The sequence below is a fragment of the Sphingopyxis sp. HIX genome (assembly GCF_001468285.1).
Taxonomy (GTDB): domain Bacteria; phylum Pseudomonadota; class Alphaproteobacteria; order Sphingomonadales; family Sphingomonadaceae; genus Sphingopyxis.
Genome location: NZ_LNSB01000018.1, coordinates 25,445 through 40,648, shown reverse-complemented (window position 1 = coordinate 40,648; position 15,204 = coordinate 25,445). Strand labels below are relative to the sequence as shown.

General features: G+C 67.6%; 13 protein-coding genes. 2 read left to right on the top strand and 11 right to left on the bottom strand.

Annotated elements, in window-relative coordinates; genetic code table 11:
• Positions 1–59 precede the first annotated feature (59 nt).
• The 9 genes from ATE62_RS10355 to ATE62_RS10315 all read right to left on the bottom strand — a co-directional run bounded on the left by ATE62_RS10355 (position 60) and on the right by ATE62_RS10315 (position 10,796).
• The gene (locus ATE62_RS10355; RefSeq protein ID WP_058809057.1) at positions 60–3,476 is read right to left on the bottom strand and encodes an efflux RND transporter permease subunit; all 3,417 of its coding nucleotides are present in this window, start codon (positions 3,474–3,476) and stop codon (positions 60–62) included.
• 40 nt (positions 3,477–3,516) lie between these two features.
• Positions 3,517–4,725, bottom strand: a complete 1,209-nt coding sequence (locus ATE62_RS10350; protein WP_058809058.1) for an efflux RND transporter periplasmic adaptor subunit — start codon at positions 4,723–4,725, stop codon at positions 3,517–3,519.
• Between the two features lie 279 nt (positions 4,726–5,004).
• Positions 5,005–5,277, bottom strand: a complete 273-nt coding sequence (locus tag ATE62_RS10345) for a GlsB/YeaQ/YmgE family stress response membrane protein (protein WP_058809059.1) — start codon at positions 5,275–5,277, stop codon at positions 5,005–5,007.
• Between the two features lie 120 nt (positions 5,278–5,397).
• Complete coding sequence (locus tag ATE62_RS10340) at positions 5,398–5,664, bottom strand: GlsB/YeaQ/YmgE family stress response membrane protein (protein ID WP_197411713.1); 267 nt, start codon at positions 5,662–5,664, stop codon at positions 5,398–5,400.
• 1,131 nt (positions 5,665–6,795) lie between these two features.
• A complete protein-coding gene (gene nadA, locus ATE62_RS10335; RefSeq protein ID WP_058809060.1) occupies positions 6,796–7,785 on the bottom strand; it encodes a quinolinate synthase NadA in 990 nt (329 codons plus the stop codon).
• A gap of 62 nt (positions 7,786–7,847) precedes the next feature.
• Positions 7,848–8,489, bottom strand: coding sequence for a DUF4230 domain-containing protein (locus ATE62_RS10330; RefSeq protein ID WP_058809061.1), 642 nt, complete (start codon positions 8,487–8,489; stop codon positions 7,848–7,850).
• Entirely contained in the window at positions 8,486–9,256 is a 771-nt protein-coding gene (locus ATE62_RS10325; RefSeq protein ID WP_058809062.1) for a hypothetical protein, read from the bottom strand. The genes ATE62_RS10330 and ATE62_RS10325 overlap by 4 nt, the downstream gene beginning before the upstream one ends.
• The gene (locus ATE62_RS10320) at positions 9,257–10,174 is read right to left on the bottom strand and encodes an MBL fold metallo-hydrolase (protein ID WP_058809063.1); all 918 of its coding nucleotides are present in this window, start codon (positions 10,172–10,174) and stop codon (positions 9,257–9,259) included.
• A gap of 76 nt (positions 10,175–10,250) precedes the next feature.
• The gene (locus ATE62_RS10315; protein ID WP_058809064.1) at positions 10,251–10,796 is read right to left on the bottom strand and encodes a dihydrofolate reductase family protein; all 546 of its coding nucleotides are present in this window, start codon (positions 10,794–10,796) and stop codon (positions 10,251–10,253) included.
• Positions 10,797–10,845: 49 nt separating this feature from the next.
• On the opposite strand from ATE62_RS10315, the gene ATE62_RS10310 reads away from it, so the two are divergent.
• On the top strand, positions 10,846–11,418 hold the full coding sequence (locus ATE62_RS10310; protein WP_058809065.1) for a TetR/AcrR family transcriptional regulator: 573 nt from the start codon (positions 10,846–10,848) through the stop codon (positions 11,416–11,418).
• Between the two features lie 89 nt (positions 11,419–11,507).
• On the opposite strand, the gene ATE62_RS10305 is transcribed toward ATE62_RS10310, so the two are convergent.
• Positions 11,508–13,253, bottom strand: a complete 1,746-nt coding sequence (locus tag ATE62_RS10305; protein ID WP_058809066.1) for a M56 family metallopeptidase — start codon at positions 13,251–13,253, stop codon at positions 11,508–11,510.
• Positions 13,250–13,618, bottom strand: coding sequence for a BlaI/MecI/CopY family transcriptional regulator (locus ATE62_RS10300; RefSeq protein ID WP_058809067.1), 369 nt, complete (start codon positions 13,616–13,618; stop codon positions 13,250–13,252). The genes ATE62_RS10305 and ATE62_RS10300 overlap by 4 nt, the downstream gene beginning before the upstream one ends.
• 656 nt (positions 13,619–14,274) lie before the next feature.
• Between ATE62_RS10300 and ATE62_RS10295 the strand changes: the two genes are divergently transcribed.
• Positions 14,275–15,195 (top strand): M48 family metalloprotease, encoded by a 921-nt coding sequence (locus ATE62_RS10295; RefSeq protein WP_058809068.1) that lies wholly within the window; start codon positions 14,275–14,277, stop codon positions 15,193–15,195.
• Positions 15,196–15,204: the final 9 nt, after the last annotated feature.

Here is a 15,204-nt window from a genome sequence, read left to right as displayed (position 1 = left end):
TCAAATGGCGAAGCGCAGCGAAGGTTGCAACCGTCGCCGCGCCCGGACCGTCGCCGGCATCATTCGGCCGGCTGCGGTTCGGCCTCCAGATGCGGCTTGCCGTCGTCGCCCTTGCGATAGGTCAGCAAGTTGCGCGAGAAGAAGCGGCCGAGGCGCTTTTCGATGCTGTCGGCCAGGCTGAAGCCCGCGGGCACGATCAGCAGCGTCAGCAAAGTCGACAGGATCAGTCCGCCGATCACGACCACGCCCATCGGCGCGCGCCACGCGCCATCGCCCGACAGCGAGATCGCGGTCGGCACCATGCCCGCGACCATCGCGACCGTGGTCATGACGATCGGCTGCGCGCGCTTGCGCCCCGCGTCCATCAGCGCCGCCGACTTCTCGACGCCGTGATCCATCTCCTCGATCGCGAAATCGACGAGCAGGATCGAGTTTTTGGCGACGATGCCGAGCAGCATCAGCAGGCCGATGAACACGGGCATCGAGATTTCCATGCCGGTCACCGCAAGACCGAGCAGCCCGCCGAGCGGCGCGAGCAGCAGCGACGACATGTTGACCAGCGGCGAGAGGAAGCGGCGATAGAGCAGCACCAGCGTCGCGAAGACGAGCAGCAGGCCCGCGATCACGGCGACGAGGAAGTTCTGCATCATCTCCGCCTGCCACTTGGCGTCGCCCTGGATCACCTTGCGGATGCCCTGCGGCATGCTGGCGATCGACGGCAATTTGTCGATCTTGGTCTGCGCATCGCCGGTCACCAGCCCCGGCGCCAGGTCGGCACCGATGACGATGCGCCGCGTCTGGTTGTACCGGCGCAGCTCGGTCGGGCCGGCGCCGAAGCCGATCTCGGCGACCGATTTCAGCGGTACGGTGCCGCCGCGCGCGGTCGGGACGGGCAGATTCTCGATCGTCGCAAGGCTGCGGCGCGAGTCTTCGGACAGAAGCACACGGATCGGGATCTGCCGATCCGACAGCGAGAATTTCGCCGCATTCTGGTCGATGTCGCCCAGCGTCGCGATGCGGATCGTCTGGCTGAGCGCCGCGGTGGTCACGCCGAGTTCGGCGGCGAGGTCCATGCGCGGATTGACGATGATCTCGGGCCGCGGAATGTCGCCCTCGATGCGCACCGCGCGCAGTTCCTTGAGCGCGCTCATCTCGCGGACGATCCGGCGCGCGTGGTTCTCGAGCGCGACGGGGTCGTCGCCGCCGACGATGAAGGTGATGTCGCGGCCCGAAAAGCCACCCGACTGGCTCTGGAACGACACGCGCGCGTCGGGGATCGCCGCCATCTTGGGCTGCAAGCCGCGTTCCCATTCGACGCTGGTCGTGGGGCGCTCCTTCTTGAGCGTGATATAGACGCTGCCGCCGCCGACATTGACGTCGAAGAAGGCGTTGTCGACGACGTTGTTCGCCATGAGGATCGTGTTGATCTGGTTCGCGATCACCTCGCTCTGCGCCAGCGTCGATCCGGGCGGCAGTTCGTAGCTGATCTGGCTGTAATCGCTGTTGGTCGTCGGCTGGAACTGCTTCGGCAGAACGATGAACAACAGGATGCTCGACGCGAAGGCTGCCACACCGATCCCGACGATCCACACGCGGTGGTCGTGCAGGCGCGCCCAAAAACGCTGGGCCATGAACTTCGCCCAGTTCGTGAAATCGAACCCGCGCGCGCCCATCGCATAAGCGATCGCGCCGAACAGGATGCCCAGCAGGCTGACGAGCAAGAACGCGGCAATCATGCTGAACGGCGTCGCGAGCAGGAAGTGCATCGCCGGATTGGGCGCATCCTGTCCGACCGGCACCGGCTGGTAATATTGCGCCACCATCGCGACCAGCACGACCGCCGCAGCTGCGAGCGGCGCCCAGAGGAAACCCAGTCGCGTCGGCATGGGGGTGTAACCCGCGCGCTTCGCCTTGTGCTTGCTGTCGTCGAGCGTCCAGCGCAGGACATTCTCGTAGCGGTCGACCCATGGCCCGGAGGCATGGTCCTGCTCGCCCTGTGCCGACAGGAAATAGGCCGCAATCATCGGGGTAATCATGCGCGCGACCGCCAGGCTGACGAGCACGGCGAAGACCACGGTCATGCCGAACTGGATGAAGAACTGCCCCGACACGCCGGGCATCAGCGCGACGGGCAGGAACACCGCGACGATCGACATCGTCGTCGCGACGACCGCGAGCCCGATCTCGTCGGCGGCGTCGATCGACGCCTGATAGGCGGTCTTGCCCATTCGCATATGCCTGACGATATTCTCGATCTCGACGATCGCATCGTCGACGAGCACGCCGGCCACCAGGCTCAAGGCGAGCAGCGACAAGCCGTTGAGCGAGAAGCCCATCAGTTCCATGAACCAGAAGGTCGGGATCGCCGACAGCGGGATCGCGAGCGCCGAGATCAAGGTCGCGCGCCAGTCGCGCAGGAACAGGAAGACGACGACGACGGCGAGCACCGCGCCCTCGATCATCGCGGCCATCGAGCTGCGATATTGCTCCTTGGTATATTCGGTGCGCGTGAAGAGGATCTTGAAATTGACCTTGGGGTTGTTCTTCTTGATCTCGGCGAGCTTCTTCATCGTCTCGTCGTGGACGGTGACGTCGGAGGCGCCCTTCGCCTTCTCGATCGAGAAGCTCAGCACCTGCTTGCCCTGGATCTTGGCGAGGTTGCGCTGTTCGGCATAGCCGTCGGTGACCTTGGCGACGTCCGACAGGCGGATCGTGCGGCCGCTGCCGATCGAGATGCGCGTCTCGCCGAGCTGGAAGGCGCTGCCGGCGTTGCCGAGCACACGCACCGCCTGTTCGCTGCCCGCGATCTCGGTACGCCCGCCCGCGGCGTTGACGTTCACCTGGCGCAGCTGCTGGTTCACCTGGCTCGCGGTCAGGCCATAGCTCTGCATGCGCGCGGGATCGAGGATGACGCGGATCTCGCGGTCGACGCCGCCCGAGCGGCGGACCTGGCTCATGCCGGGGATCGAGAGCAGTTCCTTGGCCACCGTATTGTCGACGAACCACGACAGCTGCTCGAGCGTCATGTCGGTTGCCTCGACCGCGAAATAGGTGATCGGACCGCCGGCGATGTCGACGCGCACGACCTGCGGCTCGAGGATGCCGTCGGGAAGGTCGCTGCGGATCTGCTGCACCGCCTGGTTGACGTCGTTATAGGCGCGGTCGATCGGCGTGCCGATCGCGAATTGCACGAAGGTGCGGCTGTTGCCCTCGCTGACATAGGAGGACATTTCGTCGACCCCGCTGACCCCGCGCACCGCCGCCTCGACGCGCTGCGTGACCTGCGTCTCCAGCTCGGTCGGTGCGGCGCCGGGCTGTACGACCACGACCTGAACCGCGGGGAATTCGACGTCGGGATTGTCGTTGACGTCCATGCGGTTGAAGCTGACGAGGCCCGCCAGCAGCAGCAGGACGAACATCACGATCGGCGGCACCGGATTGCGGATGCACCAGGCGGAAATGTTGCGGAAACTCATGACTCAAACGCCTTTGTGCGGGGTGCCTGCCGGTTGGCTCTTATTGCGACGATTTCTGCAGCACGGGTTTCACGATGTCGCCGACGTTCAGGAAGGCACCGGCGAGCACGACCACGCGCTCGTTGCCGGTGAGCCCCGACGCGATCGATACGCCGTCGTCGCTGACCGCGCCGACCTTGACCGGCTTGCGCTCGATCTTGTTGTCCTTGCCGACGACCAGCACGAAATTGCCCTCGGGACCGCTCTGCACCGCGCTTTCGGGGAGCAGCGGCGCCTCGGCGGAGCCCGCGATCAGCCGCGCGTCGGCGAACCCGCCGGGACGCAGCGCATTGCTGTAGGGGATCGAGATGCGGACCATGCCCTGGCGCGTATCGGGGTTGATCACCGGCGACTGCTGCCACACTTGCCCCGCGATATTGAGCGCCGTGCCGACGGGCGTCACCGTCGCGCGCGTTCCGACGGGGACGCGCTGCAGGTCGGCCTCGGCGAGCTGCGCCATCATCTCCATCTCGCCGCCCTTCGCCATGCGGAAGAGCACGCCGCTGCCCGCACCGACGACTTGGCCGGGTTCGACCTGACGCGTCAGGACCAGCCCCGCGGCGGGCGCGACGATGTTGAGCCGGCTGTTGCGCGCCTGCGCCTCGGCATGCTGCGCCTGCGCGACGCGGACGCGCGCGTTGGCGGCATCGCGGGTGGCGCGCTTGCGGTCCATGTCGGCCTTGGAAATGAAGCCGCGCGAGACCAGCGCCTCGGCGCGCTCGAGCTCGGCCTGCGCCAGGCTGGCGTCGGCCTGCGCGACGCGGATCGACGCGGCGAGCGCCGACGCCTGCTGCGTCTGGACCGCGCGGTCGATCACCGCGAGCGTCTGACCGGCGCCCACCCACTGGCCGGGTTCGACGAGCACGCGCACGACCTGCCCGCCCTCGCCGGCGATGCCGATCGGCATCTCGCGGCGCGCGGCGATCGTGCCATTGGCCGAAATCGTCGCCTGCACCGACTGGCGGCCGGGGATCACCACGGTGACGTTCGGGGCGCTTTCGCCGCCCTTGCCCGCCGCCGCGGGCGCGCCGCCGGCGGCGGTCGCTGCACCGTCGTCCTTGCCCGACGAAAAGAAGAACCAGGCTGCGGCCAGCGCGACGACGATCAGCACGACCGCGATGATCAGCCGCGTCCGGCGACGCCGGTTGTCGATCTCGTCATGATACCCCGCCAGGCTGTCCATCGCGTCCACTTTCCGCTCGTAGTTCACGTCAATTTCCTCTGTCCCGCCCCCGGCCATCGCATGCGAGGGGCCCTCGGTTCCGCGGCACGCCGATGCACGCCGGACCCTCGGCCTGTTTCACGGTGTATTACCCAATTAAATCACCCCTGACAAGGGGGAGAAACGCGACCGCGCCGCTTCGCCGGCGCGGCGTGTCTTACGCCCGCTTATCGCAGGTTTCCAGAGCATAGAGGCATGAAAAAAGGCGGCCGGCTGGTGCCGACCGCCTTTTTCGGACGGGGCCGCGGGCCCCTTATTCGCGCGCGATCAGCGCACGCGCCCGCGCTTCACCAGATTGACGATGGCGAGCAGCAATATCGCACCGAGGAAGGCGGTGAGCAGCGTCATCGGATCGAAGGCATCGCCGCGCAAATGCCCGCCGCCGAGAAAGCTGCCGAACAGGAAGCGGCCAAGGATCGACCCGATACAGCCGACGACGATATTCAGGAAAATGCCCTGTTGCGCGTCGGTGCGCATCACGATGCTGGCCAGCCAGCCGATGACGCCGCCCATGATGATTGCGATAATCCACGTAAGCATAAGATGACCCCCTACGATCGTTATGGATGCCCATATTTCTTCGGGCAATCAGGATGGTAACTCAAATAGTGCGAACCGCCTAGCGCTATGGCGGCGCCCGCGATCGCCGTTCCGTGAGCATCAACGCACGCGCCCGCGGCTGACCAGATTGAGCAGCCCGAGCAATAGGATCGCGCCGATGAACGACCAGAGCAGCCCGATCGGGCTGAAGCTGCTGAGCGTGGCACCCATGCCGAACAGCCCGCCGAGGATATTGCCGAGGAAGGCGCCGATGATGCCCACGACCACATTGAGGATGATCCCCTGCTGCGCGTCGGTGCGCATCACCACGCTGGCGAGCCAGCCGATGATCCCGCCGACGATCAGCGTGACGATAATCCCGATCATGGTGCGACCTCCCTCGTTGCCGGACCTGCGGAGCGCGCAGGCCCGTTTTTCGGCGCCGCGATGCCGCGCCCCAAGCTTGTCGTGCTTTGTGTCGGGACAATGCGAGCGGGAGCAAAAAGGTTCCCGGCCGGCCCGTCGGGGCGCGGCCGGGAAAGTGGGATCAGTTCCGATCGGGGAACTGCTCCGGGTCGCAAGTCGGGCATAAACAGCCACATGCGACCGCGGTGTGACACGCATCACAGGCCGAAGATTTTTTGGGGTGGGTTGTTTGGAGGGTGGTTTTGGGGTGGGGAAGGGACATAAAGCCGCCGGAAGCTAGCGAAGCTTGGAGAGGGGCCTAGCCCTCCAAGGTTCGGAAGCCCCTTTCAACTCCGGCTAGGCAGCAAGCTACCAAGCCTGCGTATCTCTCCCCTCAAGGGGAGAGAGCATAACCCTGCGAATGACCGCTAATGCCCGATAACGGCCATTCCCGCACAGCCGACGCCTCTCCGCATCGCGCGCAAACGAAATGGGGGCCGGCATCGCTGCCAACCCCCACTATCCGGTATCCTTCCGGTCGCTGCCCGCTTGCCTCATCCCGGTCCGCCTCTCTTGCGATCGGCGGCCCGCAAAACGACGCTCGCGGCGCGGTCCGGAGCTATCCGGCGATGGTTTGGTCGGCCCCCTTTCGGGGGCCGGCCGCACCTGGAAAGCCCTTCATCATCTCTTCTCGCGTCTGCCGAAGCAGTCGCCGTCCAAGCGATGGACTGCATTTCCTACCCTGCTCGGGTCCGCCTCAACTCGTGGGAATCGCGGCGTTCCGTGACCAGGTATCGGTCCACTTCCTCGTCGATCCGGCCCGTTCTTCTCCGGCTGGTCTTGCAACCTGCCTTCCTGTCCCGGCGGTCCGTCGTCTCCGTCGTCCGATGATTGGAAGCTGACATGACTCGCCGGGGCCGCCAACAAAAATTGCAGCGAAAGCCCGGCGATTGCGCGGCCGACTGTGGATAAGTCCGGCATTAGCAATTAGCGGATTCGCCGCAGCATTTTTGTAACACGAGTGCAGCATTTTCGGATTCGATCCAGCGCACAGCGCTACCCGACTCACGATGCGACTCGCCGCTTCGAACAAGCGACTCGCGTGCGACCCGATCAGGCGCGGCCGAGGTCGCCCTTGCCCACCGTGCCCGATGCCATGTCGAGCATCCGGTCGAGGCTCTTGCGCGCCGCCAATCGAAGCTCCTCGTCCATCTCGATCCGCGGCTGGAGGTCGCGGAGCGCGATGTAGAGCTTCTCCATCGTGTTGAGCGCCATATAAGGGCAGATGTTGCAGTTGCAGTTGCCGTCGGCCCCCGGCGCCCCGATGAACGTCTTTTCGGGCAGCGCGAGCTCCATCTGGTGGATGATGTGCGGCTCGGTCGCGACGATCAACGTGTCGCCGGGGAAGGTCTTGGCGAACTGCAAGATGCCGCTGGTCGAGCCGACATAATCGGCGTGGTCGACGATGTGCGGCGGGCATTCGGGGTGCGCCGCGATCGGCGCGCCCGGATGCTGTGCCTTGAGCTTCAACAGCTCGGTCTCGCTGAACGCCTCGTGCACGATGCACACGCCCGGCCACAGCAGCATCTCGCGCCCGAACTTGCGGTTGAGATAACCGCCGAGGTGGCGGTCGGGGCCGAAGATGATCGGCTGGTCCTCGGGGATCTGGCTGATGATCGTCTCGGCGCTCGACGAGGTGACGATGATGTCGCTGAGTGCCTTCACCGCCGCCGAGCAATTGATGTAGGTCAGCGCGATATGGTCGGGGTGCTTGGCACGGAAGCGCGCGAACTGCTCGGGCGGGCAGCTGTCCTCGAGGCTGCAGCCGGCATCCATGTCGGGCAGGATGACGATCTTCTCGGGGCTCAGGATCTTGGCGGTCTCCGCCATGAACTTGACGCCGCAAAAGGCGATGACGTCGGCGTCGGTGTCGGCCGCCTTGCGCGACAGTTCGAGGCTGTCGCCGACGAAATCGGCGAGATCCTGGATCTCGGGCTTCTGGTAATAATGCGCGAGGATGACGGCGTTGCGCTCCTTGCGGAGGCGATCGATTTCGGCACGCAGGTCGAGGCCGGTGAGATTTTCGCGGACGGGAGCAGTCATGGCGTTTCCTTATGCGGCTTTTGCCTTGCGCGCCCTCTACACGTCGCCCCGCGGCGGGGCAATCACGACGCGTCCTCGCCCGCAAAGCGCGCGATCACCTTGGCGTCGATCCCCGCGGCCTTGAGCGGCATCGCGAAGCTCTGTTCGACCGCGTTCCGCGCCGCACCCTCGGCGAGGCGCATCGGGGTCGCGCCCTTCGCCTGCTTGATCAGTTCGGCCTGCGCGGCCTTGCTGTTCGCGGCGTCGAGCGTCTTTTCGGCGTCGGTCAGCGTCAGCAGGATCGTGCCGTCGCGAAACTCGCTGATCGCATTGAGGTCGATCTCGGGACCCGCGAGCCGCAGCGGCGGCAGCGTCACCGTCAACGCGCCGGTCGCCGCATCCCAGTCGAGATCGGATTGCTTGAGCTTGGCGAGGTCGAGCTCGTAGCGCACCGTTCCCGGCATGATCAGCGTCTTCTTCGCCTCCAGCCCCAGCCGGCTCTGCGTTGAAGTGACCACCGCGACGTAGCGCGCGGTGAAGGGCACGAGGATATTCTGCTCCTGCAGCCCCTGCAGGCTCGCCGCGACGACGGTTTCGGGATCGTAACCGCGCTGCCAGTCGCGCCACGCCGAATAGGCCCACCAGGCGGCGAGCGCGAGCAAGGCCGCGGCGGCGAGCGTGATCAGCCGCGGTAAGAGGCGCGCGAAGGACGAAGGCGCGGTCATGGCGTGGTATAGTCCGAACAGTCGGGCGCGGGCCGGTCCATCTCGTAGCGCGCCGTCGCGGGGTTGTAGTGCAGCACGCGCGCATAGCTGCATTCGGGATCGGGCGCGCGGACGAGGTCGGCGGGCGCGAGCTTCAGGGCGCCATTGTCGGCCGAACGCCGCACCCCTCGCGGATAAGTGCTCGCGGCGGCGCGATAGGTCAGCGCGGGCAGTTCGGCGCCGTCAGACGGCGCGGCGGTCAGCGACGCGGTGAAGCCATATTCGTCGTGGCACGCCTCGCGGCGGTCCTTCATATCGGCTTCCGAGAAGCAGGCACGGATCATCAGCGAGCTGTCCCAGACAACATCGAGCACCTCGTCGCCGAGGCGCGTCGAGGTCGGCGTGGTGTCGAGGCGCAGCAGGTGGAGCCGGCTGCCGTTGCCGCCGCCGCCCGAATACATGGTGCTGGTACCGGTGACGACGCCCATCAGATATTGGCGGGCGTCGGGCGCGGCTTCGGCATATGGCGGCACCGCGATCAGGTGCGGCCAGAGCGCCAGCGACTGGCCATCGTCGCCCGCATAAGGGAGCGCGAAGCTGCTGTCGGCCGCGCTTTCGGCGCCGGGGGCCGACAGGCGCAGATGGCCCGACTCGCCCGACTCCGCGTCGAGCGGGATTTCGAGGCAGAGGCTGCGGTCGGGCAGGCACTGCCGCCCCGCCTCGTCGGCGACGAGCGCAATCACGACCGGATCGGGCGCCGCCGCGGCGATCAGGAGCGGGAGCAGCATCTAGACAAGCGTCCAGACATCGTCGGCATTGTGCACGACGCCGCGGGTCTTGAGGTCGAGCAGATGCGCGAGCACCGAGCGGCCTGCGGCGCCGGTCAGCCGCGGGTCGAGCCCCTTGTACATATGCGTCACCATGTCGGGGATGACGCGCGTGCCCTTTTCGAGTTCGCGCAGGATCTGGCGCTCGCGCTGCTTCCTGTGGCCGAGCATGCCGCGCACCAGCTGGCGCGGCTTGGTCACCGCGGGGCCGTGCGCGGGATAATAGACGCGGTCGCCGCGCTCGTAGAGCTTCGACAGGCTGGCCATATAGGCCGCCATGTCGCCGTCGGGCGGGCTGACGACGCTGGTCGACCAGGCCATGACATGGTCGCCGGTGAACAGCGCCCCCGTTTCGACGAGCGCGAAGCAGAGATGGTTCGAGGTGTGGCCGGGGGTCGCGACCGCCTCGATCGTCCAGCCGTCGCCCGAAATCCGCTCGCCGTCCGCCAGCACGCGGTCGGGGGCATAATCGGGGTCGAAGGCCGAATCGGCGCGCGGGCCGTCGTCGCGGAGCGCGAGCGGGGCGCAGCCGATGACCGGCGCCCCGGTCGCCTCGCGCAGCGGCGCGGCGGCGGGGCTATGGTCGCGGTGCGTGTGCGTGCAGAGGATCGCGGCGACGCGCTGGCCCTCGACCGCGCGCAGGATCGCATCGACATGCCCCTGCCCGTTGGCGTCGGGCGGATCGCCGATGCTCATCCCGCTGCCGGTCGGGCCGGGATCGATCACCGCGACGTCGCTGCCCGCGCCGACCAGCCAGGTCTGCGTGCCGGTGAAGGTGTAGGGCGAGGGATTGGGCGCGAGCACGCGGCGCACCAGCGGCTCGTGCTGCTCGCACTCGCCGGCATGGATGCTGTCGGGCCAGGCCTTGTCGTCGCTCATGCGGCCTATGTGGCATTGCGGGACGCCGAGCAAAAGGGGGCGGCGGATAAAAGCGCCGATCCCCGGCTCGACCGGATCACTTGCCGCCGGCGGGCCCGTCGAAGGCATAATGGAGACGCACGCACCCGCGATCGAGCGCACCCGCTTCGATCAGGCGCAGCCGCTCGCGGACGCCCGTCGAAGGAAACAGCGGTTTCCCGCCGCCGAGCAGTTCGGGCATCACATAGATCTCGATCTCGTCGAGCGCCCCGCGTTCGATGAACGCCATCTGCAACTGCCCGCCGCCCAGCATCCAGACGTCGCCGTCGCCCAGCACGCGCAGTTCGGCGATCAGGGCGTCGATATCGCCGCGCGTTTCGAGCGGCCCCTTCGGATCGGCGATCGGGCGCGAGGTGACCACCAGCACGCGCTGGTCGCCATAGGCCCAGGGCGAGCCGTCGCGGTCCAGAAAATCATAGGTTGCGCGCCCCATCACCACCGTCCGAATACCGGCCAGGAAATGGCGATAGTCGTGCTTGCCGAGGTCGAGGCCGTCATAGGCGAACAGCCAGTCGAGGCTGTCGTCCGCGGCCGCGATAAAGCCGTCGAGGCTCGCTGCGATATATCCCCTGATCTTTGCCATTCCGAATCATCCTTGAATATAACCGAATATTCATTTATAAATTTACGCGATGGGGCGAAGCAAGCGAATTTCCGATGAAGCGGCGCTGGAGGCCTTGCTGGATGCTGTGGAGGCGGCGGGTCCCGATGGACTGACTTTTGCCCGCGCATCGGCGGCGACGGGGCTTTCTGCGGCAACGCTGGTGCAGCGTTTCGGGACCCGCGACGCGATGGTCGAGGCGGTATTGCTCCATGCCTGGGATCGCCTCGACGCGCTGACGGCCGCCGCCGCCGCCGACACGCCGTCGACCCCTGCCGGCGCCATCGCGTTGCTGCTCCGCCTGATGCCCGGCGGCACGGCCGCGCATGCCATGACCGAAGGCCTGCTGCTGCTGCGCGAGGATGTCCGCAATCCCCTGCTGCGCGCACGCGGGCGCGCCTGGGGCGAATATCTGGCGAAGGCGCTGGGACGGCGCCTGCCCTTGCAAGCCACCGCCGACGATCAGATCGGCTGGCAGATGCTCGCGGTCTGGCAGGGCACGCTCATCTGGTGGGCCTTCAAGCGCGAAGGCGATCCGGAAACGGAAATCCGGGAAGCGCTTGAGCGCTGGTGGCGGAGCGTCGATCGGTCGCTCGACCCATGAAAAAAGGGAGCGGTTGCCCGCTCCCTTTCCCCGCCCCTGCCGCGGGCGCCCACCGGGGAGAAGGCGCCCGCGTCAAAAGCCGTAAAGTCTCAGTCCGGGCTTTTCTCGAGCTCGGCGATCGCCTTGTCGAGGTCGGCGGCGACCTTGGCGCGAATCTCGTCGGACATCGCCTTCGACCCGCGGCCCTCGGCGAACTGATCGCGCGCCTTTTTGAGCGCCGACAGCTGCGCCGCCTTGTCGCCCGGGGTGCCGCAGCGGACCATCATTACGCGGCTGTGCTTCTTGCCGTCCTTGTCGTCGCGGTTGACCAGCGGCATCGGCGCCTGGCCCTTGCCGCAATGCGCGAAGCCGAAGGATTTGCCGTCGACCGACTGCCAGTTCATCGGGGGCATGGGCGGCATCGGAGGCAGCGGCGCCATCGGCGGCATCGGGGCAAAGGCGAACTGCTTCTTGCGCTTGGCCTCCAGCTTGTCGGCGATCGCGTCGGCCTGACTGCCGGTGATGCCCTGCTCGTTCAGCGTCGCGAGGATATCGTCGCGCGACAGCGCGCCCGGCATGCGCATTTCGAAGCGCTTCACCTTGGCGTCGCCGGGCGCCCAGGTCATGACATTGCCCTCGCCGTCCTTGACCTCGCCGTTGCGGATCATGATGCGGTGCACTTCGCGCTTCTTCTTGCCGTCGTCGGCCTTGGCGCCCTCGCCATCCTCGTCGCTGGTGAAGATCATCACGCGGTGCGCGTCGGTGATCACTTCCGGCGCTTCGGGCGGCATCGGGGCGTCGGGGGCCAGCGGCGCATCGGGCGCCTCGGGCGGCGCCGGGGGCGCGGGCATATCGCTCTGCGCGGTGGCGCTCGCGATCCCCGCGGGAACCAGCGTCGCGGTCGTCGCGAGCACCGCCAGCGTCGTGCCGCCGACGAGCAGCCGGCCGACCAGCCCGCGTTTCTTGGAAATGTCATCCTGCATCAGCATCGTCAGTCTCTCCTGTAGATTGTCGTGGACCGCCATCGGTGCGGCGAGCGACAGCCGCGAGCCGACTGCCGCCTTGGCGATCGCGGTGGCGTAGCGCGCGGTGCGCACATTGCGCGGCGCGTTGTCGGTCCCCGAACCCACCATGGTGAGCACGCGCGCGTCGCACGCGGCCTCCTGGTCGAACCGGAAGGCGCGGATCGCGCGCCACGCGAGCGGGTTGAACCATTGCACCGCGAGCAGCAGCAGCGCCGCGGCATTGGCCCAGAGGTCGCCGTGGCGGTGATGCGCCAGCTCGTGATCGATCGCGAGCGCGCGTTCCTCCGCGACGTAGCGCGCGAAGAAATCCTGCGGCACCGCGACGAAGCGGCGCCAGAGGCCGAAGGCGACGGGGCCGTCGACGGCGCCGGTCATCACCAGCCGGATGCTGCCGATCGGTTCGAGCTCGACGGCGCCCGTCAGCACCTCGCGCCGGAAGCGGCGGTGCGACAGCATCGCGGCGGCGAGCACACCGACCATCCCCGCCGCCCAGATCGCAAAGAGCAAGGGCAGCAGGTCGGCGAAGGACCAGAGCGGCAGCGCGGGCGCGGCAGGTGCGGCGCCGACGGTATCGACCGCATCGATCAGGATCAGCTCGCCCATCGGCGCGGCGCCGGCCGGGACCACGGCCGCGACGGGCGCGGCCACCGGATCGGCGAAGGGCAAGGGCGGCAGCATCAGCCGCAGCGCGGGCACCGCCCACAAGGCATAGGTGAGCCCCGGCCCGAAATGACGCGCGAAGGGCTTGCGGATGACGAGGATCATCAGCACGAGCACGGCTGTGGTGACGAGCGTGTCGCCCCAAGCCTGGAAGAACATGTCGGCGTTCATGATTTCAGCCTCCGCAGCAGGGCCTCGATCTCGGCGATATCGGTGTCGGAAAGCGCCTCACGCTCGGCGAGGTGCGCGATCAGCGGGCTGACGCGGCCGCCGAAGAGGCGGTCGACGAAGCGCTGCGATTCGTCGCCGACGGCGTCGGCGCGGTCGACCGCGGGGCGATAGAGATAACGGCGGCCCTCGGCCTCGGCGGTCACCGCGCCCTTCTGGACGAGGCGCGCGAGCAGGGTCTTCACCGTCGCGAGCGTCCAGCCGTTCGCGGTGCCGACGGTCTCGGCAAGGTCGGCCGCGGTCTGCGGGGATTCGTCCCACAGCGCCGACAGCACCTGCATCTCGGATTCGCTAGCGCGCTCGGCCATCGCGGAACCCCTCCCTTCAGCCTCATCTGCAATACGACTACAGATGTAGTCAATCGGCTGAACGCTTGCTGAACGAAGCTGAACGGCCGGATATCCTCCCCATGGATTTGCGATCGGGAGGATCGGGTTGTCGGAAATTTTGACACCCCCGCATTGCGGTAAGGAATCGCTAACCAGCGTTCCCCGCCGAAAACCGCGAGGTGCCGAAACTGGCACGGGCCTTGTATGGTATCGGATGTTCCCGAGTGTTCCGCTCAAAGGAGCGGTGGGGGGTATCAGTCTGGTCCCTGATACCCCCTGCCCCCACCTGGGACATCCCCACTTGCCCCCGAAGCAGACGGGGGGCGGAGCGGCCGAAAGGCCCCGCCCCCCGGAAGCGTTTTTGGCGCGATCGCGATCTTGACGGTTTTGGGGTGGGGAGCTGCCGTAAAGATCCTCCCCTTGGCGCAGCCATGGGGAGGGGGACCGCCGCGAAGCGGTGGTGGAGGGGTCTGGCCTTGCACCGCCCTCTGACGGCGTCGACCCCTCCGTCAGCGCTTCGCGCTGCCGCCTCCCCATCGCTGCGCGTGGGGAGGATCTGGGACGCAAATAACGCCCGAAACCCGCCGCCCAACGCCGATTTGCAAACCACGCCATCCGCCTCGATAAGGGACGCAATGCGCCCTCACCTCCTCCACTTCCTGCTGGTCGCTGCTGTGCTGGCCCCAGCCAGCGCCGCCGCGGCCGATCCCGCCGGAATCGCGCGGCAGGAGGCGCGGCTCGCCACCATCGGCTGGCGGCTGACCAGCGGCGGCGCGCGCTGGTGCCCCGAAGTGACGCCGCAGCCCGGCTGGATCCTCGGCGACCTGCGGCGCTTCGACAAGCGCCAGCGCGCGGCGGCGAAGCTTGCCTATGGCACAAGCGGTGACGGCCCCTTCGTCGCGGCGATGGCGCCCGGCTCGCCCGCCGATCGCGCGGGGCTGGTGCGCGGCACTGCCATCGCGGCGATCGACGGCCAGCCGGTCCCGACGTTCGGCGACGGACCGACGGTGCGGATCGACGCGGTGCAGGTGATGCTCGCGGCGCGCGAACCCTCTGCGCCCCTGACCGTCACCGATGCTGGCGGCCGGCGCTACGAACTCGGCGCGTCGGCCGGCTGCGCGAGCGGCTTCCGGATCGAACGCAGCGGGAAACAGGCGGCTGCGAACGGCAAGCTGGTACGCTTGGCACTGCGCCTCGCCGCGTCGGTAGTCGCCGACGACGAGCTCGCCGCGGTGGTCGCGCACGAGCTGGCTCACAATGTCCTCCGCCACCCCGCCCAGCTCGCGGCGAGCCGTTCGACGGACCTCGTCCGCCGGACCGAGATCGAGGCCGACCGGCTGTCGGTGTGGCTGCTCGCCGACGCGGGATATGATCCCCGCGCCGCGATCCGCTTCTGGGAGCGGCACAAGAAGCCGCTGATCCGCGCCACGACTCATCCGCCGCGCCGCGAGCGGATCGCTGCAATCGCGGCCGAGATCGAGGCGATGACGGCCGCGCGATCCGCCGACCCCGCCGCACGCCCGCCGCTCGTCGCGGCGCTCGCACCCTTGGAATAGGCGCGCGGC